General features: G+C 62.9%; 19 protein-coding genes and 1 pseudogene. 17 read left to right on the top strand and 3 right to left on the bottom strand.

The window, feature by feature from the left end:
* Positions 1 to 158 (top strand): annotated as a pseudogene (locus AC1DLO_RS21920) (lipoyl synthase); the annotation flags it as partial.
* Positions 159 to 174: 16 nt separating this feature from the next.
* Positions 175 to 987, top strand: coding sequence for a methylenetetrahydrofolate reductase (locus tag AC1DLO_RS21915; protein ID WP_476891447.1), 813 nt, complete (start codon positions 175 to 177; stop codon positions 985 to 987).
* 33 nt (positions 988 to 1,020) lie between these two features.
* Here the strand turns inward: AC1DLO_RS21915 and AC1DLO_RS21910 are convergent, their stop codons facing one another.
* Together AC1DLO_RS21910 and AC1DLO_RS21905 are read right to left on the bottom strand one after the other, a co-directional pair.
* On the bottom strand, positions 1,021 to 1,776 hold the full coding sequence (locus AC1DLO_RS21910) for an anti-sigma factor (RefSeq protein ID WP_476891446.1): 756 nt from the start codon (positions 1,774 to 1,776) through the stop codon (positions 1,021 to 1,023).
* Positions 1,773 to 2,273 carry a sigma-70 family RNA polymerase sigma factor gene (locus AC1DLO_RS21905; RefSeq protein WP_476891445.1) on the bottom strand — a complete coding sequence of 167 codons (501 nt, stop codon included), beginning with the start codon at positions 2,271 to 2,273 and terminating at the stop codon, positions 1,773 to 1,775. The genes AC1DLO_RS21910 and AC1DLO_RS21905 overlap by 4 nt, the downstream gene beginning before the upstream one ends.
* 154 nt (positions 2,274 to 2,427) lie before the next feature.
* Between AC1DLO_RS21905 and AC1DLO_RS21900 the strand changes: the two genes are divergently transcribed.
* Positions 2,428 to 2,970, top strand: a complete 543-nt coding sequence (locus tag AC1DLO_RS21900; RefSeq protein ID WP_476891444.1) for a COG4315 family predicted lipoprotein — start codon at positions 2,428 to 2,430, stop codon at positions 2,968 to 2,970.
* A 114-nt stretch (positions 2,971 to 3,084) separates the two neighbouring features.
* Here the strand turns inward: AC1DLO_RS21900 and AC1DLO_RS21895 are convergent, their stop codons facing one another.
* Positions 3,085 to 3,915 (bottom strand): DMP19 family protein, encoded by an 831-nt coding sequence (locus AC1DLO_RS21895; protein WP_184739575.1) that lies wholly within the window; start codon positions 3,913 to 3,915, stop codon positions 3,085 to 3,087.
* A gap of 167 nt (positions 3,916 to 4,082) precedes the next feature.
* On the opposite strand from AC1DLO_RS21895, the gene AC1DLO_RS21890 reads away from it, so the two are divergent.
* The 14 genes from AC1DLO_RS21890 (at position 4,083) to AC1DLO_RS21825 (ending at position 22,026) form a co-directional block, all read left to right on the top strand.
* Positions 4,083 to 7,517 carry a DEAD/DEAH box helicase gene (locus AC1DLO_RS21890; protein ID WP_476914610.1) on the top strand — a complete coding sequence of 1,145 codons (3,435 nt, stop codon included), beginning with the start codon at positions 4,083 to 4,085 and terminating at the stop codon, positions 7,515 to 7,517.
* A gap of 304 nt (positions 7,518 to 7,821) precedes the next feature.
* Complete coding sequence (locus AC1DLO_RS21885) at positions 7,822 to 9,531, top strand: amidohydrolase family protein (RefSeq protein ID WP_476891442.1); 1,710 nt, start codon at positions 7,822 to 7,824, stop codon at positions 9,529 to 9,531.
* 148 nt (positions 9,532 to 9,679) lie between these two features.
* Positions 9,680 to 10,600 (top strand): ABC transporter substrate-binding protein, encoded by a 921-nt coding sequence (locus tag AC1DLO_RS21880; RefSeq protein ID WP_476891441.1) that lies wholly within the window; start codon positions 9,680 to 9,682, stop codon positions 10,598 to 10,600.
* 171 nt (positions 10,601 to 10,771) lie between these two features.
* On the top strand, positions 10,772 to 11,692 hold the full coding sequence (locus tag AC1DLO_RS21875; RefSeq protein ID WP_476914609.1) for an amino acid ABC transporter permease: 921 nt from the start codon (positions 10,772 to 10,774) through the stop codon (positions 11,690 to 11,692).
* Positions 11,689 to 12,486, top strand: a complete 798-nt coding sequence (locus AC1DLO_RS21870) for an amino acid ABC transporter ATP-binding protein (protein ID WP_476891439.1) — start codon at positions 11,689 to 11,691, stop codon at positions 12,484 to 12,486. The genes AC1DLO_RS21875 and AC1DLO_RS21870 overlap by 4 nt, the downstream gene beginning before the upstream one ends.
* Positions 12,483 to 13,178, top strand: coding sequence for a GntR family transcriptional regulator (locus AC1DLO_RS21865; RefSeq protein WP_476914608.1), 696 nt, complete (start codon positions 12,483 to 12,485; stop codon positions 13,176 to 13,178). Before AC1DLO_RS21870 ends, AC1DLO_RS21865 begins: the two co-directional genes overlap by 4 nt.
* 97 nt (positions 13,179 to 13,275) lie before the next feature.
* Complete coding sequence (locus AC1DLO_RS21860) at positions 13,276 to 13,728, top strand: acyl-CoA thioesterase (protein WP_476891437.1); 453 nt, start codon at positions 13,276 to 13,278, stop codon at positions 13,726 to 13,728.
* A gap of 5 nt (positions 13,729 to 13,733) precedes the next feature.
* Entirely contained in the window at positions 13,734 to 14,609 is an 876-nt protein-coding gene (locus tag AC1DLO_RS21855) for a PaaX family transcriptional regulator (RefSeq protein ID WP_476891436.1), read from the top strand.
* 141 nt (positions 14,610 to 14,750) lie between these two features.
* Complete coding sequence (locus AC1DLO_RS21850; protein ID WP_184739592.1) at positions 14,751 to 15,776, top strand: Lrp/AsnC family transcriptional regulator; 1,026 nt, start codon at positions 14,751 to 14,753, stop codon at positions 15,774 to 15,776.
* Between the two features lie 156 nt (positions 15,777 to 15,932).
* The gene (locus AC1DLO_RS21845; RefSeq protein WP_476891435.1) at positions 15,933 to 17,024 is read left to right on the top strand and encodes an ABC transporter permease; all 1,092 of its coding nucleotides are present in this window, start codon (positions 15,933 to 15,935) and stop codon (positions 17,022 to 17,024) included.
* Between the two features lie 49 nt (positions 17,025 to 17,073).
* Positions 17,074 to 18,228: a sugar ABC transporter substrate-binding protein gene (locus AC1DLO_RS21840; protein WP_476891434.1), complete on the top strand. Its 1,155-nt coding sequence runs from the start codon at positions 17,074 to 17,076 to the stop codon at positions 18,226 to 18,228.
* A gap of 8 nt (positions 18,229 to 18,236) precedes the next feature.
* The gene (locus AC1DLO_RS21835) at positions 18,237 to 19,790 is read left to right on the top strand and encodes a sugar ABC transporter ATP-binding protein (RefSeq protein WP_476891433.1); all 1,554 of its coding nucleotides are present in this window, start codon (positions 18,237 to 18,239) and stop codon (positions 19,788 to 19,790) included.
* Between the two features lie 23 nt (positions 19,791 to 19,813).
* Positions 19,814 to 20,833, top strand: a complete 1,020-nt coding sequence (locus AC1DLO_RS21830; protein WP_476891432.1) for a succinylglutamate desuccinylase/aspartoacylase family protein — start codon at positions 19,814 to 19,816, stop codon at positions 20,831 to 20,833.
* Positions 20,830 to 22,026: an amidohydrolase gene (locus tag AC1DLO_RS21825; RefSeq protein ID WP_184739602.1), complete on the top strand. Its 1,197-nt coding sequence runs from the start codon at positions 20,830 to 20,832 to the stop codon at positions 22,024 to 22,026. The genes AC1DLO_RS21830 and AC1DLO_RS21825 overlap by 4 nt, the downstream gene beginning before the upstream one ends.
* The last annotated feature ends 46 nt before the right edge of the window (positions 22,027 to 22,072 follow it).

Raw genomic sequence — 22,072 nt, 5'->3', positions numbered from 1 at the left:
GCTCCTCCTACCGCGCCGGACGCCTCTGGGCCACCGCGATGCGCAAGAAAGGCCGCGACATCCCCGCCCACCTGGCCCACATCGCCGAGGGCATCCAGGACTCCGGCACCACCCGCCAGGAAGCCAGCACCCTCCTCGCACACCACGCTACGGCCTGATCCGTAAGGACCCAACATGTTCCCCACTCGGATTGAAATCATTCCCTCGGACGGAATCGTCGAGAAGGTCCAGGCCGCGGTGCCTGTATCCACAACACTCACCGTCACCTGTCTGCCCCATCACGGCATCACGCGAACCATGGAGGCTTCCATCAAGCTCAGCCTCCTCGGCTACAACGTGATTCCGCACCTCTCGGCACGCGGGCTGGAGGACCGGGCGCAGCTTTCCGGCATCCTCCGTAGCTGCGTGGCTGCAGGGATCACCGAGGTCTTCGCTATCGGTGGAGACGGACCACGGGGCGCCGGCCCCTACGAATCGTGCCTTCACCTCCTGGAGGACGTCGCTGAGTACTCCGGTGGCAGGATCTCCGCGGGCATCGCCGGCTACCCGGAAGGCCATCCCTCCGTGAGCGGGCTGGACCTCCTGGATGCCTTGTTGGCCAAGCAGCCCCTGGCCACGCATGTTGTCACGCAGATGTGCTTCTCCGCACCGAAAGTCCTCGACTACGCAGCACTCCTACGCCGCGAAGGGGTCGAACTGCCGGTGTGGGCCGGGGTAGCCGGCGCCGTTCCCCGCACCAAACTGCTGGCTTTGGCGACCCAGATCGGCGTCGGTACGTCCTTGAAGTTCCTCAGCAACAAGGGAACTCTCGCCCGCAAGCTCCTGGGTGGGGACAAATACTCGCCGGAGGGCCTTGTCTCCGAGCTCATGGCGCATCCGGACAGTGTCACCGGAATCCATCTGTACAGCTTCAACAGGCTGGATAGGCCCACGTGGGAACCAACGGATCTGCCCGACCCGGCAGCAGCTGACGCCGCATCCGCGTAGCCGGCGGACATGCGCAACGGGTTCCGGGGACCCCTAGCTCCCCGGAACCGAAATGACGGCGACCGTCTTCTGGGCGTCGTCGCGCAGTTCCACGCCCGAGATCCCGGCGAGCTGGACCGGCGTCGCGCCCGTCACCTTGATACGTCCACTGGAAGTGGCCGTCCAACCGCAGGCCAATTCCTCCTTGCCGTCGCGGCCCTTGACCCACAGGTACATGGTGCCGTCGAGGGGCATGCTGCGGCCTTCCAGCTGCAGCTCGGTCCCCCACGATTTCTTGACGAGCCCCACGGTGAGCTGCAGGCCGTTGTCGGTTTGCACCGAATAGCTGGCATCAGGCTTGGGTGGCTGGTTCATCACCGGCCCGGCCAGGACTCCCAGCCCGAGGCACGCCGCGGCCACGGCGCCCACCAGAGCCACCCACCGACGTCGGGATTTCCGGCGCAGCGCTGCCATTTTCAGCAGGATCGGCTGCGGGAGCGTTTCTGAAAAGGCCCCCAAAAGTGAGCGAGCGTCTGGGGTGGACTCGACGGCGGGGCGTTCGACCTCGAAAGGCGCAGCGGATTGCGCGACGGCAGGGCGCTTGACGGCAGGGCGCCCGGCGGCGAGCGCGACGGCGTCGGGCACGGGGACCGCGTCGAGAAGAGCGGGGAGGCTTTCCAACTCGGCCAGCTCGCGCCGGCAATCAGCGCAGGTTTCCAGGTGCTCTTCAAAGGCCCGGGCCTCGGCACGCTCCAGGCCGCCGAGCAGGTAGGCGCCCAGCAATTGGTGAAGTCCTGTTTCATTGTTCATCGCTGCACCCCCATTTCGTCCAGAATCGTGCGGAGCGCCCTGACGGCGTAGAAGGCCCGGGATTTCACGGTCCCGCTGGGGATGTTGAGCCTCAGTGCGGCCTCGTTCACGGTGAAACGTTCGTAGTGCAGAGCTATCAGGACCTCCCGGTGCTCGGTGCTGAGACGCAGGAGGGCTTCTTCCATGAGGACCCGGTTGAGAAGTTCGTCAACGCGTTCGGTGGCCTCCTCCGGGTCGGCCATGTCGCGTTCGGCGGCCTCGGCCGGCCGCCGCTGAGCTTTCCGATAATTGTCGATGATGACGTTGCGGGCCGTCCGGAACAAATAGCTGCGCAGGCTCCCGGTGATCTGCGGGGCATGCTGCCACACCCGGAGGATGGTTTCCTGCACCACGTCTTCAGCCAAATGGGCGTCCGGCGTGCAGCTCAGCACGAAGCGGCGCAGGGCCGTGCCGTGGTCGCGGTAGATCGCGGCCACGACGTCCTCGTCGAGCGGCATCGGCGCCTCCTGTCTGCTGCGGCTTCCCCTTCTCCTGCGATACGACGTGCCCGCCACGAAAAAGGTTCAGCTCTGTGAACCATTCTTCACCTGTCGTCGTCGTAGGGGTTAGCCTCCGGCACGTCAAAGGCCGGTCCAAGCAAAGGAGCACACCATGAAGAAGCAACTCAGCACCGGCCTGGGCGTCCTTGCACTGGCCATTGCCCTTAGTGCCTGCGGAGGCAGCCCGGGCACGTCGACGACTTCCTCAAGTCCGGCGAGCTCAAGCGCCGCGGCGCCGAGCACATCGACGACGAGCCCGGCACCGTCGTCGAGCGCTTCTGCCGCTGCGGCGGAACTGAAGACGGCGTCGTCGAGCGCCGGCGAGAGAGTGGTTGCGGCGAACGGCAAGAGCGTTTACGTCTTCACGAAGGACGTCAAGAATTCCGGCAAGAGCGCCTGCACCGGAGGATGTGCCGCTTCGTGGCCGGCCGTGACGACAACGTCGGCCACGCCGGCGGTTGACGGGGTGAGCGGAACGATCGGCACCATCCCCACAGCAGACGGCAAGATGCAGATCACTATCAACGGGATGCCCATCTACTTCTATTCCAAGGATGAAGACTCCAGTGACACCTACGGCCAAGGCGTGGGTGGCGTGTGGTTCCTGGTCAGCCCGTCCGGCTCAATGGTGACCCCGAGCGGCATGACGTACTGAAACCCTCGCTCACTTTTGAACCCCAAAAGGCGAACGCTCGCTCAGATCTCTCCGGACCGGCCGGCAGATCTGAGCGAGCGTTCGCCTTGGAAGGCTTAAAGGTGAGCGAGCGTTTTAGGCGTCCTCGAACTCGACGGCCGCGATGATTTCCTTCGTCTCCGGGTGGATCATGAAGGCTTCATCGTCCTCTTCGATCATGACGTAGTTGCCGTGGTCCGTGGCGAAGTGCCAGGCAAGGATCGTCTCGCCGTCGTGCTCGTAGTTGGGATCGCCCATAGTGATCTTCTCCAGCTCGTAGCCGGCAACGTCGCACAGTTCACGGATGATGAGCTCGAATTCGGGGGCATTCTCGAGCTCGGCTTCGGCTGCCTCGGCCTGGCGCTCTTCGAGGTTCGGAATGAGGGCAACGCGCTCGGCGATGTGGGCCTTGAGCTGCTCCTCGTCCAGGTAGAGGACGCCTTCCTGGCTGCGGAGCCAGGCCGCGTTGAGGGCAATGATGTCCTCGGTCTCCAATAGGGATTCGAATTCGCCGTCGAGGGCTTCGAGCTCGGCCACGGCCTCCGGGGCCTCCTCCGACTCGTCAAGGTCGCCGTCCAGGTAGGCCTCGGCGTCGTCCTCTGAAAGTGAATCGAAGGCTGCGGCGGTGCGGTTGAACAGCTCAAGGTGGCCGGTGGCGCCCATGGCTTCGAGGCCTTCGCGGACAAATGTGTCCACTTCTTCGCGCTCCGGGACCGTGAACACGTACTGGGCGAAACCGCCCGCGAGTGCCTGCGTCAGGTAGTAGTCCACAAAGTAGCTGCGCAGCGCGTTGGTAGCGATTTCCTCATGGTTGAGGAGCTCCTCGTACATCTCGTTGACCACGGTGACGTTCGCGTCCACAACGTCTGCGTTGGCGGCCTCGATGCTGTCCTTCGTCAGAATGACGGGGTTCTCATTGCTGGTCATGGGATTTCCTCACTGCTAGGAAGCTTGTGCTGCTCCGGACCCTTTCAACGTACGCGGGGGCAGCAGTCGGGCAGGCTAGGCCGAGGTGAACGTCCGGCAAAGTTTCAGGGCTGCTCCCGGCTGACTAGGATTCATAGATAGCCTCCAGCCGAAAGTAGCCCCAAAGAATGCCTTCCCGCTCAGACGACTCCTGGGAACTGGCGATTCAGACACCCGCCATTAACGACCGCTCCTTGGCGGCCGGTCTCGCCTATGCCATGGGGAGCAGGGTCAGCAGCATCACTTTCGACTCCGCCACGGGCTTGATGATGGGCAAGGTCCGGGGCAGTGGCCCTTCGCCGTATTCGACGTCGGCCAAACTGGTCCGCAAGCCCGGCGGCTGGAGCTGCACGGTGGGGGTGTGCAGCTGCCCGGTCCGCAAGGACTGCAAACACGTGGCAGCCCTCCTCTTCGCGGCCGAGGACCATCCTGCCGTGCGGGCACAGCTGCTCAGCGCCCCCGCTTTCGGCCAAACTGCCCAGACCGGGGGAACGGTGCAGCGGCCGGCCTGGGAGCAGGCCCTTAGCAAACTCATCGCCACTCCGGGAACCGCCCCGCAAGGCCAAGGCCTCCCCTTGGCGCTGGCATTCGAAGTGGAAGAGCCTGCCCCGCACTTCTCCTACACAGGCCGCCGCGATCCCCTGCGAAGCGTGCGACAGCTCAAGGCCCGCCCGGTGATGATGGGCGCCAAGGGCAAGTGGATCCGCGGCGACGTCTCCTGGACCAACTTGAACTACCTCGGCTACAAGCGCGAATTCAACGAGGCCCACATCGACTGGATGCAGGGCTTCCTGGCCGCGCATTCCACCTCGGACTACCGGCAGCTCACATCCAGCATGTGGATGTTGCTCAATGAATTCGCCGGGAAGAACCTGTGGAACCTGCTGGCCGAAGCGGCGAAAGTCGGGGTCGCGCTCATCCACTCCGGCGGGACCGAGCCTGTCCGCATTGCGGCGGAACCCGCCGTCGTCGGGCTTGACCTCAGCCGTTCGGGCGGGGACGCCTCAAGCGACCGGCCCGACGACGGGCTGCAGTTGGCGCCGTCAGTGACCTTGGGCGGGGACGCCCTTGATCCGGCGACCTTGGCCTTGATCGGCCGCCCGGCGCATGGCTTGTTCTTCACGGGCCCCGGCGAGGGGCATTTGCCTGGCGTATCGGCACCCGAGAACCTCATCACCCTGGCCCCACTGGAGGGAGGCGAGTCGCAGGAACTCCTGGACTTCGTCATGGGCGCGTCCCGGCTCCAGATTCCGGCCAAGGACGAGGAACGATTCCTCACGGCGTTCTATCCGAAACTCAAGCAATCCACCCGGGTCACGGCGGTTGACCATTCCGTGGAGCTTCCAGTTCTCGCCGTGCCCACGCTGTCGCTGCTGGCAAACTACGGCGCTGACCACCGGGTGCGGCTGCACTGGGAGTGGCACTACAAGGCCGGCAAGCTCGTCACGGCCCAGCCCCTCTGGCGACACCCCGACGATCACGGCTACCGCGACGACGCCGAGGAAGCCCGGATCCTGGAAACCTTGGGCCGGCCTTGGGATGTGGTTGGTGCGCTGGGCGAATCCTCGAGCGGCGGATGGGGAGCCCCGCGGCTGACGGCATCGGTTGAGCTCGATGGCCTGGACACGCTGGCCTTCACCGAGGAGGTCCTCCCCCGGCTGGGCGAGCTGCCCGACGTGGTCGTGGACACCTCCGGCGAGATCGCCGACTACCGCGAAGCCACCGAGGCTCCCGTCGTCTCCATTTCGACCAAGGCCACCGACAGCCGCGACTGGTTCGATCTCGGCATCGTCATCACGCTCGAGGGCGAACCGGTGTCTTTTGCCGCGGTGTTTTCCGCCCTCGCGGCGGGCCAGAGCCGCATGTTGCTGCCCAGCGGCGCCTACTTCTCACTGGACCTGCCCGAGCTGCACCAACTCCGAGCGCTCATCGACGAAGCCCGGTCCTTGCAAGACAACCCGGACCGGCACGGCACCCTGCAGATCAGCCGCTTCCAGGCCGGGCTCTGGGATGAGCTCGCGCACTTGGGGATCGTGGACGAACAAGCGGCCGCGTGGCGCGAGGCTGTGGGCGGATTGCTCGACGACGGCGTGACCGGGCTGCCGCTGCCCGGCTCGCTTAACGCCGAACTCCGTCCGTACCAGGTGGAGGGCTTCAACTGGCTGAGCTTCCTGTACCGACACAGCCTGGGCGGGGTCCTGGCCGACGACATGGGGCTTGGCAAGACCGTGCAGGCGATTGCCTTGATGTGCGCGGCGAAGGAGCAGGCGGTTTCCGCCCCGGGCGACGGCGGCAACGCTGATAACGGCGCCAGGAGCGGCGGCGCCCCCTTCTTAGTGGTGGCGCCGACCAGCGTCGTGGGCAACTGGGCCGCAGAGGTGCAACGCTTCGCGCCCGGCCTCAGCGTGAAGACCATCGGCGAGACCTTCGCCAAGAGCGGCGCGGATCCGCAGGAAGCCATGGCCGGAACCGACGTCGTCATCACTTCCTATGCGCTGTTCCGGATCGACTACGAGGCCTATGCCGCCAAGGCGTGGGCCGGGCTCATGTTGGACGAAGCCCAGTTCGTGAAGAACCACCAGTCCAAGGCCTACCAATGCGCCCGCAAACTCCCGGCATCGTTCAAGCTCGCCATCACAGGAACGCCGCTCGAAAACAACCTCATGGAATTCTGGGCACTGACCTCCATCGTGGCACCAGGACTGTTCTCCAGCCCGCGCCGCTTCGCGGAGTACTACCAGAAGCCGGTCGAAAAGAACGGCGACAAAGCGCAGCTCGCCAAGCTCCGCCGTCGGGTCCGTCCCCTCATGATGCGCCGCACCAAAGAGCAGGTCATCAAGGATCTGCCGCCCAAGCAGGAACAGGTGCTGGAAGTAGTGCTGAACCCGCGGCACCAGAAGGTGTACCAGACACACTTGCAGCGTGAGCGGCAGAAGATCCTCGGGCTGATCGACGACGTCAACAAGAACCGGTTCACCATTTTCCAGTCGCTCACCCTGCTACGGCAGCTGAGCCTGGACGTCTCCCTCGTGGATGAGTCCCTGTCCGCGGTGCGCTCGTCCAAGCTCGATGTGCTTTTCGAGCAACTCGAGGACATTGTTGCCGAGGGGCACAGGGCACTGATCTTCAGCCAGTTCACGGGATTCCTGGGCAAGGTCCGCCAGCGTCTTGAGGAAGAGGGTACGGAGTTCTGCTACCTCGACGGAAGCACCCGGAACCGGGCCGACGTCGTGAGCGAATTCAAGAACGGCGCAGCGCCCGTGTTCCTCATTTCCTTGAAAGCCGGGGGCTTCGGCCTGAACCTGACCGAGGCCGATTACGTGTTCCTGTTGGATCCATGGTGGAACCCGGCCTCTGAGGCACAAGCCGTGGACCGCACCCACAGGATCGGGCAGGCCAGGAACGTGATGGTCTACCGCCTGGTGGCAAAGGACACCATCGAGGAAAAGGTCATGGCGCTCAAAGCCAAGAAATCGCAGCTGTTCGCGGATGTCATGGAAGGCGATGCCTTGGCCGGCGGCGCTTTGACGGCGGAGGACCTGGCGGGCCTGTTCGCGGAGTGAGCCAGGTTGGTCATATATTCAAATTCTGACGATCGTCATATCTCATCGATGTTAGGCCATTGGGGCCACTCGGGGCAATGACTTTTCCGAAGTTTACGAAGAGGCTCTCCCGACGTCGAAATTTCTTCTTGGTATGCCAAGTGGCGTGATTCCGCCACTCAGGCCCCATTCATCCTTTCTGTCATCGCTGAATTTGAAGGAAATCCCTCTCGGCCCCATTGACGCCAATTTTCAACTTGGTATACCGTGAGCGCAATCGACGCCCCGCTTGACGGGGCGCCATGACGAGGAGGGAAGAGTCTCAATGGTTGAGCTGGAATCACCTGCCGCTCCCGAGGGTTTGGGCTGCGGCACCTGCGGCCATGGTGGCGCAGTTATGGAGGACGCGTTCACGGAAGACTCGGCGCTCTTCGGCCGGAAAGGGGGCGTATCCAAGGGACAGACCATAGCCCTCGCCGAGCGGGTGCAGCGCGAGTCGGCCCGCGCGCACCAACGAGGCCTCGGCACAGACGGACAGCGCGATCAGAACCGTCCCGTGGTGCTAGCGCCAAGTTGGGTCCTGGCTCATCAGCAGGGCGAGATGGTCCTTCTGCGCGATCACGAAGTAGTGGTTCGCGGCGACCGAATCGAGGCCGTCCGTCCTTGGTCCGGTACCACGGACGAACGCATCGACCTACAGGGCCAGCTTCTGGTTCCGGGGTTGATTTCCATGCACAGCCACGTCGCTGGCGGCGCTGCCACACGCGGGTATGTAGAAGGCAACCTCACGCCGATGAGCAAAGGCGCCACACTGCGCCAGGGCAGGCAATTCCTCAACGCAATGGTCCTGTTGGAGGATCTTCCCGACGAGGACCTCGATACCATGACTGCCCTGAACCTGGCAGAAATTCTCCGAGGTGGCTGCACCACGCAAGTTGAAATGTCCAAAGGCTTGAGATCCATGCAGTCCTACGTTCGCGTCGCGCGGCAATTCGGAATCCGCGGCTATCCTTCCGGGGCCGTGCCGGGGATGAGGCGGATCTTGCCGATCTGGAAACGCGGCGATGACGACAAGAAATTGTTCGATTCGGTGCCCGAGACACTTGCCGAAATCCAGGAAAACCTCGCCTACGCCCGGACCGTCGACGGCGTCGACGACGGCCGCATCCTGCCGATGATGGCGCCGGCAACAAACGCAGTGCACACGCCGGAAACATTTGCCGCCATGAAAGCTGCCGCCCTAGAACTCCACGGACTCCACATCCACCTGCAGGCAGGTTATGGCCGGGCACCGCAACCTGACAAAGTGGCGATGAACCGGCTGTGGGGCCAAGACGAGATCCCCTGGCTGCACAGCCTTGGCCTCTTCGACGGCTCGGTACGGGTCTTTGGAGCGCACCTCCTGGGAATCGACTTTGAGCGGGACCTTCCGCTGCTCGCCAACCCCAACTTCACCTTCGCCAACTGTCCCTCGGGCACTGGCGCAGGAGTCACACCCGCGCAGTGGCCGTGGCCGGAAGTTCTCGGAGCAGGCGTGAACTCCGGCATCGGCCTGGATACGCACTCGAACGACTACATCGAAAACCTCAAAATGGCCGTCATTTATGGCCGGATCAGGGCAGACTTCCTCGGCGATTCGACTCCGGTGCCCATGGTCCGTCCGTCCATCTGGACCGCCATGGAATCAGCGACCCTTGGAGGTGCCCGGGGTCTGGGCCGCGAGGACCTTGGCCGCATAGCCGTCGGTGCAAAGGCTGACCTGACGAGCATCGATGTCAGCGGTCTGCTGGTTGGTGTGGGAACGGTTCCCCGCGAGCCGCTCAATCACTTGATGTACGCCAACGGCCTCTCCGTCAAAAACGTCATGACGGATGGCCATTGGCAAGTCCGCAACGGCGCGCTCGTAGTGGTTGACGAAGCGAGGCTGGTCCGCGAGGCCGGCAAGGTGGTAGAGCGCATCTGGGACCAGATGGCCGCCGACGGCGTGTTCGTCGAGGAACCCCGCAGCGACCTGATCCCGGCAGCCATTTCCTAGCGTCACCGGCACCCCTAAACGCGTCACCGGCACCCCTAAACGCGTCCCGACGCTGCCCGGACAGCCCGCTGCCCGCTGGCCGGACTGACCTTCCCGTTCATCTTTTTGCCCATGTTGTTCCCGTTCACCACAAGTAGGAGAAAAATCAATGAAGAACTTTGCTCCCCGGGTACCAAGTCTCTGGAGAAAAGTCGCGATCGCCGCGGTTCTTGGCTCGACCCTCGCCGGCACTGCCGCCTGCGGAGGACCAGGCCAGGCCGCATCGCCAACTACGGACAGTGCCAACGCGGCCCTTGCAGCCTTGGTGCCCGCGGACATCAAGGCGAAAGGCACCATCTCGGTCGGGACCCAGCCCGATTTCGAGCCGGCCAACTTCACACCAATCGGCGAAAACGGCGTCAAGGGGTTCAACATCGACCTCATGGATGCCATGGCCGCCAAACTCGGCCTGAAGATCAGCTACCAGAAGGTGCCATTCGACCAGTTGTTGGTTGGCGTCCAGACCGGCAAATTCGATGCGTCGATTGCCGGAATGACGGACCGCAAGGGCCGCCAAGCAAATGTGGATTTCGTGGACTACCAGGTTGCGGGCACAGTCTTTATGGTGGCCAAGGGCAACCCGAAGAAGATTACGGGCGAGCCCGACGGCGGCTGCGGAATCAAGATCGGCGGTGTCAAAGGCAACGACGACGAGCGCTTGGTCGGGATCATGGCCAAGGCCTGCACGGCTGCTGGAAAGCCGGCTCCAGAGCTGGTTACCTTCCCCACTGGCAGCGACAAAAACCTGGCGTTGACTTCAGGCCGGGTGGACGCGATGTTCTGGCCGGACATGGCTGTATCCGTGATCAACCGGGAGACCCAGGGGAAGCTCGAATCAGTGCCGGTGAACTTCGAGCCCAAGGTCTTCCTCGGCATGATCTTCAACAAGCAGAACCCCCAGTTGCGGGACGCCTTCCTGAAAGCAACGGAGGCCATGCATGCCGACGGCAGCTACGACGCGATTCTGAAGAAGTGGGATGTCACTGTCATTGATCTGCCGAAACCGGGCGTGAATCTCGCAACGTCCTAGTCATTGCCGGAGTGCGGTCTGCTACGACGGACCGCACTCCGGATTCCAGTTCCGCAAAGAAGGACAGCCACATGTTGACGAAAACCGTATGCTCGCCCTCGGGTGATCTGTGCCATGACCATTGACAGCCACCGCCGGGCCTCGGCGCAGGACAAAGCCGGGGAGCCTCCCATGACAATTCTTGATCCAACACGCGCATCGGACGGGCACGCACCCGGAATTCAGGCCAAGCGCCGCAAACCGTATGGGCAGATGGCAACCGGGACGCTTATTGTGGCGATTGCCGCGCTGTTCGTTTGGTCCCAGGCGGCAAATGAGAATCTGGACTGGTCCAGCGTCGGCGAGTTCATGTTCCACCCGGTCATCTTCAAGGGCATCGCCGTCACGCTTGAACTCTCGGTCTTCAGCATGTTGATCTCGGTGGTCCTGGCTTTCGGCGTCGCCCTCATGTGCCAGAGCAAAAACAGGCTGGCTGCCGTCGTCGGCCGGCTCTATGTGTGGTTCTTCCGTGGTGTGCCGCTCCTGGTCCAGATCCTCATCTGGTTCAACCTGGCGGTGCTGTTCCCCAAGATCCTCGGAGCCGATACCAATCAGCTGATCTCGGGCTTCACAGCAGGCCTCTGTGCGCTGTCGCTGGCCGAGTCGGGCTACATGGCGGAAATTATTCGCGGCGGCATTCTGTCGGTCAGCAAGGGACAGACTGACGCCGGCCTCAGCATCGGCCTGACGCGCGGACAGGCTTTGCGGCGGATCGTGTTGCCGCAGACCATCAGGGTCATCATTCCACCGACGGGAAATCAGTTCATCGGCCTCCTCAAGGCCAGTTCCTTGGTCTCCGCGATCGGCGGAAGCGATCTGCTGACGCAGACCCAACTCATCTACGGCCAGAATTTCAAGATTGTGCCGCTGCTCATCGTGGCCACAGCTTGGTACCTCATCCTTGTCAGCGTTGCCAGCATCGGCCAGTACTTCCTGGAACAAAAGTTCAGCCCGGACGGCGCCGCGACCCGGCGGCCGTTCCGGGAACTCATCCGCCGGAACGTGCTGTTGCGGAACCACCCCGATCTTCCCCGAAAGGCAGTCCAGCCATGACCCTCGCTCCAACCCAGGGACAAGCTCGAACACAGGCGCCGCTGATGGTGATCGACGACGTCCACAAATGGCTAGGAAAGAACCACATCCTGCGTGGTGTGAACATGTCCGTGGCACCAGGAGAAATCGTTTGCGTCCTCGGCCCTTCGGGCTCCGGAAAGAGCACGCTGCTGCGCTGCATCAACGGTCTCGAGGCTGTTGAATCCGGGACGGTTGAAGTCGGCGGAGACCGTGTTGGCTACAAAATGCACAAAGGACAGTTGTTCGAACACACCGAACGGGAATCGGCCAGAATGCGGCGGCGGATCGGCATGGTCTTCCAGCATTTCAACCTTTTCACGCACATGACGGCACTGGAGAACGTCAGCTACGGCCCCCGGCGTGTGCTTGGGTTGTCCAAAGCCGAGGCCAAGGAGCAGGGGCTGGACGCACTGGGCAAGGTGGGACTGAAAGACAAGGCCGGGTCATATCCTGCGCAGCTTTCCGGCGGCCAACAACAGCGCGTTGCCATCGCGCGGTCGCTGGCCATGAAACCCCAAGTGATGCTCTTTGACGAACCCACCAGCGCCCTCGACCCCGAACTGGTCGGCGACGTCCTTCAGGTCATGAAGCGCGTTGCCGAGGAAGGCATGACAATGGTTGTGGTCACCCACGAAATCGGGTTCGCCCGCGAAGTCGCCGACCGAGTGATATTCATGGATGAAGGCCGGGTCATCGAATCCGGACCGGCGGCCCAGGTCTTGGATAATCCGTCCCACGAACGCACTGCCAATTTCCTGCGGCACGTCAGATGAGCCGAACAGCTTCTGCTTACACCGAAATACGGGACCGGATCATCAGCGGCGAGCTGACGCCGGGAACCTGGCTTCGGGAGAGGGATCTCTCGGCCGAATTGAATGTGTCACGGGTCCCTGTCCGGGAGGCGCTCCTGCAGCTTGAGGCAGATGGCTTCACGACGACGGGTCCGCGGCACGGAGCGGTCGTCCGGCAAATGACGCTTCAAGATGTCGATGAGGTCTTCGATATCCGGCTCAGCATCGAGGTCTCGGCAGCGAGCATCGCTGCCCGCCAGGTTGCTGCCKGGGCCAGCCCCGAGCGCTTGCTTTCGGTCCTCGCCGACGCCGAAGCGCTCGTGGCTAGCGGCGACGAGGACCTCAAGGCCAGCACCAATGTGGCCATTCACGACGAGATTTTCAGCCTGACCGGCAACGAACTCCTGACCACTGTGATCCGCCCGGTCGCAAACCGCATGCGGTGGCTCTTTGGAAACGTTGTCCAGCAGGATGCCGGACAACTCTGCCGGGAACACCGCGCCCTGTGCGATGCGATCTGCGCTGGCCAGGCCGAGCTCGCGTCGGCGCTGGCGGTTGCCCACATCGAACACAGCCGCGGACCCGCCATTTCGCAGTTGGAGGGGAAGCTTCCCCTCCGCCGCCCTTCAGCCGGCTTAGCCAGCCGGATACGGGACAACCGCCGGGAACGCTGAGCCAACCCCTTTCGGCATATCGAGTTCCGAACGGCCGTCACTTGATGTATACAATTGAACGCGGCCTGAGCAGTACAACGTCGCCGAAGGGGGAACCGTGGAGGGCACCGAACCACCGTCAGGGATGCACGCAAGCATCGACAGAACCGTGGAATGGGTGGACACCGATGCGTCGGGCCATCAACACAATTCGGCGATCATGCGCTGGGTGGAGGCCGCCGAGGCAGAGCTCTTCCGCAATCTGGTGCTTCCGGAGTACTTTCCGAGCGCTCCACGAGTGCAGCAAGTGGTCAATTACACGGCCAAGCTGTGGTTTGGCCAGCGGGTGACAGCAACCGTGCGGATCCAAAAAGTCGGCCGCACGTCCATGACCCTTGCCTTTGAGGTCTACGGCCACGCGCATCCACACTCGCCGGGCGGCCTGGCTGCCCATGGGACGCTGACCACTGCCCACGTGCCCGCGGGCTCAGCCTCAGCCCAGCCGTGGCCGGAACGGATCCGGCAGGCGGCCGCCGTGACAGTCCCGAAGGTCGCGGGCTCTGAACCATGATGGACATGCCCGCTCCCCCGGTGCGCCACCAGCAACTGATCGTCACCATCTATGGGCTCTACGGCCGCAGTTCAGGCGACGCCCTCCCCGTCTCGGTGCTGATCTCCATGCTGGGCGACCTTGGCTATGACGCGCCGGGAGTCCGTTCCTCAGTCTCGCGGCTGAAGGCCAAAGGTGTCCTCAAAAGTGTCCGCCAGGATGGCGTCGCCAAATACGAACTGTCCGACACCGTTCTGGACGTTTTCCGGGAGGGCGACCGGAGAATCTTCGCCGCCGATCGCTCCGCCCACCTGGAATCCTGGGTACTCGCGGTATTCTCCGTCCCCGAATCAATGCGGAATCGCCGGCACCAACTGCGATCAGAACTGTCCGGGCTCGGTTTTGGGTCCGTGGCGTCGGGGGTATGGATTGCGCCGGCCCAAGTCCTGGATCAGGCCCGGGAGCGGCTTGCCTCGCGCGGTCTCATCCAGTTTGTGGACTTCTTCCGGGGCGACTACCTGTTTGAAGGCCCCATGCGGCCGAAGGTGGCCGAATGGTGGGATCTGAAGGCCATCGACGAGCAATTCGCCGAGTTCTTGGATCTCTACGAAGGGGCCGGAGATCTTTGGGCCGCACTGGTAGGAGATGATCCCGAGGCCGCCTTGGCCAACTCGACGGCCCAGCTGCGCCGGGATGCTTTCCGCTACTACATCCCCATGCTGACGCTGTGGCGCCGCTTCCCGTATCGGGACCCGAACCTGCCGTCGGAATACCTCCCGAAGGACTGGCGCGGTCCGGCGGTTCGCGAGACGTTCCAGGCGGTTCATCGTCTTGCCGCGCCCCTCGCAGCAGCACACGCACACGAACTCATCCACGGCAGCATCGACCTGGTAGCGCCCTAGTGCGATCCGGCGAGGCAACACGGACGTTGACATACCGCCGAGTCGACTGTTAAGTTCGCGCACAGGTCTCGCGGCCAACGCCACGCGGGGTCGTCTCGTCCCGCCTCATCAGGGAAACAACCTTCAAATAGTCGAGGAATTGTGCACGAATCGATCGCTCCGGACGAGCTCGACCTCGCGTTGCTGGAGTCGTTACAGCGCGCTCCCCGCGCGCCGTGGGCTCTCATCTCCCAGGTGCTGGACGTCGCGCCAATCACTTTGGCTCGCCGGTGGGACCGCTTGCGCGACGCCGGACTCGCTTGGGTTAGCGCTACGCCGGGTCCGGCTTTTCAGACTGTTGGCGTCACCGCGTTCGTCTTGATGTGGTGTCGTCCACGGCTCCGGGAAAATTTGGCTGTAAGGCTGCAGAACGACCCTTCGGTGGCGACCTTGGAAATTACGGGGGGCGCGCCCGATCTCGCCATAACGGTGTTCTCGCGCAGCCTCTACTCGCTTCACGAGAGTGTATTGAGCCGGTTGGGTAGGTACCCCGGAGTTGACCGTGTCGAAGTATCAATCGTGACCACGCTGTACGGAGAGGGTAGCCGCTGGCGCCTCCGCGCACTGGACACCAGTCAGGTCGGCAGGCTCGCATCGGTAACGTCACGGGATGCGCTCGACCGCCGGGAGATGCCGCAGCTGGATTCAGTGGATCGGGATCTTCTGGACGCGTTGGTGATTGACGGGCGAATGGCCTTCCAGGATTTGGGGGCACGGGCGGGGGTGACCCCCGCGACCGCCCGGCGTCGAGTGAGCCGGCTTGTTGACAGTGGGGTGGTGCGAGTCAGGTGCGATCTTGCCGCGCCAGTATTTGGCTGGCCCATCTCAGCAACAATCTGGGGCAAGGTTCCGGCGAACAGGCTTCAGGAGGTGTGTCGGAGCTTGGCGGGATCCCCTCAGGTTCGCGTCGCAGCGGCAACGACAGGATCCAACAACCTCATGGCGACCTGTTGGCTCCACTCGCTAGGAGAGATCGAGGCGGTAGAGGCAAACCTGCTTGAGCGGTTTCCCTTTGTGGTTGTGTCAAACCGGGTTATCGATCTGCGGTCCGTCAAGCGAATGGGCAGGATTCTGGGGGAAAATGGTCGAGCCGCGGACATCGTCCCGCTCCGCCCGTGGACCGACTGAGCCAAAATAACGGAACAGAGAATCGTTTTCCTACAACTTCCGCTGTGTTGTTGTCGAATTCAAACAAATTTCCGCCTCTTATGATCGTTGACCTCAGACTCTTCTTAAAGCGCGACAACGCGCAAGCACTGACTGAGATCCATGAGGAGTGACGAAATGGCGCGAACGCCTACCGGACAAGAACCTGCGGCCTTCACCGCGACGTCCCGCGGTGGCCCCGAGGTTACGGACGGACCATCCCGTCCCGCAAACACAACTGACGGTCCTCTGGCCGAGCCGAAGTTGCGAGCTCACGATTGGATCGCTCTCATCGGTTCGCGCTTCGGGCTGATTATCACCTGGGCCTTGATGATCGTGGCCTTTAGCGTGCTGCTGCCCGGAGTTTTCCTCTCAGGCTCGAACTTGGGCTACCTCCTCAGTTCGCAGGCCACGGTCCTGATCGTGGCAATCGCCGTGACCATTCCGATGGCAGCCGGAGAGTTCGATCTGTCGTCAAGCGGTGTGGTTGTGATCACCGTAGTCACGATGGGTTATCTCAACGTCATCCAAAGGTGGCCGCTGATTCCGACAGTGCTCGTGGCGCTGGCAATTGGGTTGGTGGTCGGATGCGTCAACGCCTTTTTCATCGTCCGTATCGGGATCAGTTCACTCATTGTGACGCTCGCGATGACCTCCGTGCTCATCGGCTTCGCTCTGGGGCTGAATAACCTCACCGTCACCGGTATCTCCGTGGACCTGGTTGATGCCGCCCGAAGCACTGTGGGAGGGATCCAGCTCGTCTTCTTCTACGCGCTGGCTGTGGTTGTGGTCGCGTGGTACGTCTTCCAGCACACGCCCATCGGCCGCAGCCTGTACTTCACCGGTGCCGGGCGAGAGGTGGCTCGCCTGTCCGGCGTTCGTGTGGACGCAATCCGAGCCGGGTCCCTTATCGTGTCCAGCCTTCTAGGCGCGGTGGCCGCAATTCTGCTCACCGGAGTGCTGGGCTCAGCTGACCCAAACGTCGGTACCAGCTACGCGCTCGCGCCGTTCGCGGCAGCGATGCTCGGATCCACCAGCTTCGCTCCCGGCCGGTTCAACATCATAGGAACGGCGGTTGCGACGTACTTTCTCGCGACCGGCATCACCGGACTCCAGCTCCTGGGACTCGCTGGTTGGGTGACCCAGGTGTTCTACGGCATGGCTCTGATCCTGGGAGTCGCCCTCTCGACGTACTCGGGCCGCCGCAACCGCCGAAAAATTCGCGCATGAGCATCCAAGAACAATGTCGTTCTCGACCCAACAAGATTAGGTAATTCAAATGATGAGACAGAAACGCGCAGCCATCCTGCCCATCGTGATTTCCGTTGTGCTCCTGAGCATCACGGGCTGTCAGAAGGCAAGTGAGAGCACAAACGCCAGTGCAGGGACCTCGAACCCGGAAAGCGTAGCCGCCAAGGCACTAGCCCTCGACATCGCGCCCGTGACCGATAGCCCCAAGATCCCGTCCGTCAAGAACGGGACTGCGTTGCGGGGCAAGAATATCCGGTTCATCGCGAGCGGCCTCAGTTTCCCGTTCAGCCAGGACGTTCTCGCCGGCGTCAAGGAAGCCGCAGCGGCGGCGGGTGCCACCGTCACCATTTCGGATAGCGAAGGCGATCCTCCGAAGGCCGCCGCACTCGTGGATCAGGCAGTCGCCCAATCCGTCGACATCATCCTGCTCCAGGGCACGCCCCCGAAGAGCGTCGCGTCAAGCATCACCGGAGCCAAAAACCGCGGAATCCCAGTCATCAGTGTCGGCAGTGACGCGCCAGGCAAGGTGTCCAAGGAACTCGCCGACATCGGAGTCTTCGCCTACGCGTCGGCGACGAACGATGTGGGTACACGGCAGGCAAACTTCGTCGCGGCGGACTCGTCTTGCAACGCCGGTGTGCTCTATCTGGGCTCTTCGACCTTCGGAACCTCGAGTTCCGATGTGGTCGACCAATTCACGAAACAATTCGCCCAGCTGTGCCCTGATGCCAAGGTCGCCGTCCAGGACGCACCCCTGGAAGCCTGGTCATCTCTCCTTCAACCGCAGGTCAACGCGTTTCTGCAGCGCAACCCAGAGACCCGCTACGTCGTGAGCCTCGTGGACGACATGAACCTGGCGATTAAGCCGTCGATCACCAGCCTCGCCGGGCGAAACATCCGCTTGGTGGGCTCGAACGCCATCGTCGGGGCCCTGAACGGGCTTCAGGACAAGGCGGACCCGGAGGCTGCGACAGTAGGTACCAACCTCTACCAAATGGGGTGGGCGGCCGTTGACCAGGCGATGCGCGCGACCGCCGGCGAAGATGCGGTTGCGGATGAGCAGGTCCCGAACCGGACATTTACGCGGGCCAACATCGACACGATCGACCTCGCGAAGAAGTCCGGCGACTGGTACGGCTCGTTCGACTTCCGGTCTTACTACACCCGGCTCTGGCACGGGTGATCCGTACCATGATCTCGACAAACCGGGAGCTCCTGCTCCGGGCCGAACATCTCACCAAATCCTACGGGGCACGCCCCGTCCTCAAGGATGCTTCCCTTGAGATCGCGTCCGGTGAGATCCATGCCCTTCTGGGCGAGAACGGCTCAGGCAAGTCCACACTGATCAAACTACTCGCCGGACAGATCGCACCGGACGGGGGCTACACGCCAGACAATGCGCCCCGCGTCACAGTGTCGGGCCAGTCGGAGAACCTCCCGATCGACCCTAAGACGGCAGAACGCCTGAAGCTTGGATTTGTGCACCAGGATCTCGGCCTCGTCCTTTCGTCCACCGTCATGGAGACGCTCGGGCTAGGCCGATACCGCACACGATGGGGAAGGATCAACTGGCGCGCCCAACGGTCCTATACCCACGAGACCCTTCGACGTTACGGACTCGGGCTGTCTCCTGAGACGGTGGTCGGGTCCCTGTCCGCAGTAGAGCGGGCCATGCTGTCGATCATCAGGGGCATCGAGTCCATAAGCGGCGAAGAAAGGGGCGTACTCGTCCTCGACGAGCCCACCGCATATCTCCCCGGAGACGCGGTGCACCAAGTATTCGAGGTCCTCCGCCGGATCAAGGCCACCGGTAGCTCGGTCGTGTTCGTGACGCACCGACTCGACGAGGTGAAGGATATTTGCGATCGGGCGACGATCCTGAGGTCAGGAGAAGTCGTGGCAACTATGGACGTCGCGTCAGCGACAACCGATGACCTCATAACGGCCATCCTTGGCACGGAACTCACGAACCTCTATCCGTCCGAACATACGGCCGTGGCTGAGCCCGTCCTGCGGGTGACAAACCTCGGTGGAACAGACACCCAGGACGTCTCATTCGTGGCGTCCCGGGGAGAGATCCTCGGGCTGACCGGTCTCGTGGGCGATGGTTTCGAGGAAATCATCGCCCTGTGCTTCGGCGCCAGCCGAGGAGAAGGGAAGGTCGAAGTCAAGGGCAAGGAAGTCGACCAGAACTGGCTTCGACCGCGCCGTGCCATGGGCATGGGGATGGCTTATATCCCCGCAGATCGAGCGACTTCCAGCGGACTCATGGCCGCTTCGGCTGCCGAGAACCTCACGATGGCCACCATAAGGCGTTATTGGCGTTCGGGCCGCATGGCCTACTCAGAGGAGCGCAAGGACGCGATCGAGGCGATGCGCCGTGTTGGGTTGCGGCCGCTGTCTCCCAATCTGCCTCTCGGGTCGTTCAGCGGCGGCAACCAGCAAAAGTTGATCCTTGCCAAATGGCTACTCACCCATCCCCATGTGCTCTTCCTCCACGAACCGACCAACGGCGTGGACGTCGGGGCCAAGAAGACTCTTTTTGATCTGATCAACCGCGCCGCCCAGGACGGCTGCTCCGTCGTGATCGCGAGCAGTGAATATGAGGATCTCGCCCATCTCTGTCATCGAGTCATCATTGTCAAGAACGGCGCCGTCTCCGGAGAGTTGACCGGAGATCAATTAACCACCGAAGCCATCACCCACCGCTGCCTCGCTTCCACCGCGGCGCCGGCCGCATCGTGAACCCCACACTAAGGAGACCGTCAATGAGCGTATTCGAGGTCGGACCCTTCCGGGTACCCGCCGGAGAGCTGCGACACGATCGCCTGACCGCAACCATGTCCGCTTCCGGGCAGATAGTCGGTGTGCCGGTGAGCATTATGCACGGCGCAGAACCGGGTCCTGTCCTTCTTGTCACTGGGGCCACCCACGGCACTGAAATCACGGGAACACGGACGCTTCTCAAACTTATTGAGCGCATTGACCCGGCGAGGCTGCGCGGAACCTTGATCTCGGTCCCGGTGACGAATCCCCTTGCTTTCGACCGGGCGACGTATGCTTCCCCCGAGGATGGCATTCACATGGGCATGCCGTGCTACTGGCCCAGCGACCCGGCAGGATCGCCAACACTGAGGATCGGGGCGCAGATCCGCAAGCTCTTCGATGTCGCAACCCATTACATCGACCTGCACAACAACGCGGAGCCGGCGGTGCCCATGTCGATGGAGTTCGCTGACGAGTGCTCCTCACCCGAGGTCCGCGAGGTCCAGCGCGCGATGGCGGAAGCTTTCGGCGTTACCCCCGTTCTGATGACCGATCCAAAGGACGGCACGGCGGAGCGCGTGGGGTCCGTCGAAGGCCAGCCCGCCGCCGCAGCCTCAGCGCACGGCATTCCGGGGCTCATGGTCGAGTTGCTCGACGAGCATGGACACCAAGGATATGAGGCAGGCGTCCGCGGTGTCCTCAATGTTATGTCCAAACTGGGAATGTTGGCTGACCCTGTCGTGCCTCAGTTGATCGAAAGGCTTCATGGGAGTTTCACGTACCATGGGGTACTCACCTCTCTCGAGTCGGGGGTTCTGTTCCCGGTTTGCGAGCCGGGAACAGTTGTGGAGCAAGGCAGCGTCATAGCACACATCGTGGGCATGGATGGGTCTGTCGTGGAAGAGGTCAAGATGCCCGTCACGGGATTCGTGTGGGCTTTCCTGACGACGGCGCCAGGGGGCGGGTCCTTTGCAGTGCCCGAGGGACATGCCATCGGATTCGTCGCGGCGGCCGGCGCATGAGTGCCAACGCGGCCATCCCTGGAACCGTAAGGGAAGCAGCGGCCGGGGATCCCGAACTCCGAAAAACTATTAAGTCTGAGGTCCAGGCCGCGATAGAGGCGTTCCGAGACCAGGCGGTCGGCCTCAGCCATCGCATCCACGGCACACCGGAGCTCGGCTTCGAGGAGTTCTACTCGAGCCGGGAAGTCGCGAACGAGCTCCGCGCAGCCGGATTCACGGTGACTGAACGGGCTTTCGGGCTTGACACTGCGATCTCCGCAGTTGCGGGTGAGGGCTCCTTCAAGGCGGTCGTGGTAGCAGAATATGACGCATTGCCTGAGCTCGGCCACGCCTGCGGTCACAACGTGATAGCGGCATGCGCGGTCGCCGCGGCGGTGGGACTGAAGCACGTCGCTGGGCAACTCGATCTCACGGTGGAACTGTTGGGCACTCCGGCAGAGGAGACCGGCGGCGGCAAGATCCTCATGCTCGAACAGGGTGCATTCATCGGATCCGACATGGCCATGATGATCCATCCTGCGCCGTTCGAAGACGCCTCACCGAGCTTCCTCGCCAGCACCGGATTCTCCTTCACGTTCTCAGGTAGGAGCTCCCACGCTGCCGCCTCGCCATGGGAGGCAGCGAACGCCGCAGACGCATCGACCATCGCGCAGGTCGCTATCGGCCTGCTACGCCAGCAGCTCCCCAACGACACCCGAGTCCATGGTGTGGTCACGAATGCCGGTGCAGCCGCCAACGTGATCCCAGGAAAGTCCGGCGGTTTGTACGGGATCAGAGCCCAGACCCTGGCGGACCTCGAGGCCCTGATCCCACGTGTCGAGGCGTGCTTCACGGGGGCAGCCCTCGCGGCCGGCTGCACAGTGGAGCTGGACTGGGAACAGACGTACCCGAATGTTGTGCAGTCGCCGCGGCTTGCGTCGTTGTATCAGCGCAATGCGGAGACGCTGGGCCGAAGCTTTCCGCAGGATGCCGAGGCCCGCGCATTCAGGGCCTCAACCGACTTCGGCGCCGTCTCCCAAGTCGTCCCCAGCCTTCACCCTCACATCAAGATCTGTGACTCACCCGTGTCCAACCATCAGTACGCCTTCACCGAAGCTGCATCCTCGGATCGGGCCGATCATGCACTCATAGAAGGCGCAATCGCCATGGCCTGGACGGTTGTGGACGCGGCCCTGACACGAATTCGCCCGTGACTCACTGGAGCTCTGCGGCAACACAGTTCTGAGGGCAAGTCCAGGG

It is taken from the genome of Arthrobacter sp. 01T419 (assembly GCF_056398865.1).
The sequence above is the reverse complement of the archived record's forward strand: the minus strand, read 5'-3'. Positions and strand labels throughout refer to the sequence as shown.

Bases quoted from the DNA above. Each gene is read 5' to 3' on its own strand.
- AC1DLO_RS21895 (WP_184739575.1), bottom strand. From the start codon at position 3,915: ATGACCAGCAATGAGAACCCCGTCATTCTGACGAAGGACAGCATCGAG.
- AC1DLO_RS21915 (WP_476891447.1), top strand. From the start codon at position 175: ATGTTCCCCACTCGGATTGAAATCATTCCCTCGGACGGAATCGTCGAG.
- AC1DLO_RS21910 (WP_476891446.1), bottom strand. From the start codon at position 1,776: ATGAACAATGAAACAGGACTTCACCAATTGCTGGGCGCCTACCTGCTC.
- AC1DLO_RS21825 (WP_184739602.1), top strand. From the start codon at position 20,830: ATGAGTGCCAACGCGGCCATCCCTGGAACCGTAAGGGAAGCAGCGGCC.
- AC1DLO_RS21875 (WP_476914609.1), top strand. From the start codon at position 10,772: ATGACAATTCTTGATCCAACACGCGCATCGGACGGGCACGCACCCGGA.
- AC1DLO_RS21900 (WP_476891444.1), top strand. From the start codon at position 2,428: ATGAAGAAGCAACTCAGCACCGGCCTGGGCGTCCTTGCACTGGCCATT.
- AC1DLO_RS21840 (WP_476891434.1), top strand. From the start codon at position 17,074: ATGATGAGACAGAAACGCGCAGCCATCCTGCCCATCGTGATTTCCGTT.
- AC1DLO_RS21830 (WP_476891432.1), top strand. From the start codon at position 19,814: ATGAGCGTATTCGAGGTCGGACCCTTCCGGGTACCCGCCGGAGAGCTG.
- AC1DLO_RS21845 (WP_476891435.1), top strand. From the start codon at position 15,933: ATGGCGCGAACGCCTACCGGACAAGAACCTGCGGCCTTCACCGCGACG.
- AC1DLO_RS21905 (WP_476891445.1), bottom strand. From the start codon at position 2,273: ATGCCGCTCGACGAGGACGTCGTGGCCGCGATCTACCGCGACCACGGC.
- AC1DLO_RS21890 (WP_476914610.1), top strand. From the start codon at position 4,083: ATGCCTTCCCGCTCAGACGACTCCTGGGAACTGGCGATTCAGACACCC.
- AC1DLO_RS21885 (WP_476891442.1), top strand. From the start codon at position 7,822: ATGGTTGAGCTGGAATCACCTGCCGCTCCCGAGGGTTTGGGCTGCGGC.
- AC1DLO_RS21835 (WP_476891433.1), top strand. From the start codon at position 18,237: ATGATCTCGACAAACCGGGAGCTCCTGCTCCGGGCCGAACATCTCACC.
- AC1DLO_RS21855 (WP_476891436.1), top strand. From the start codon at position 13,734: ATGCCCGCTCCCCCGGTGCGCCACCAGCAACTGATCGTCACCATCTAT.
- AC1DLO_RS21880 (WP_476891441.1), top strand. From the start codon at position 9,680: ATGAAGAACTTTGCTCCCCGGGTACCAAGTCTCTGGAGAAAAGTCGCG.
- AC1DLO_RS21870 (WP_476891439.1), top strand. From the start codon at position 11,689: ATGACCCTCGCTCCAACCCAGGGACAAGCTCGAACACAGGCGCCGCTG.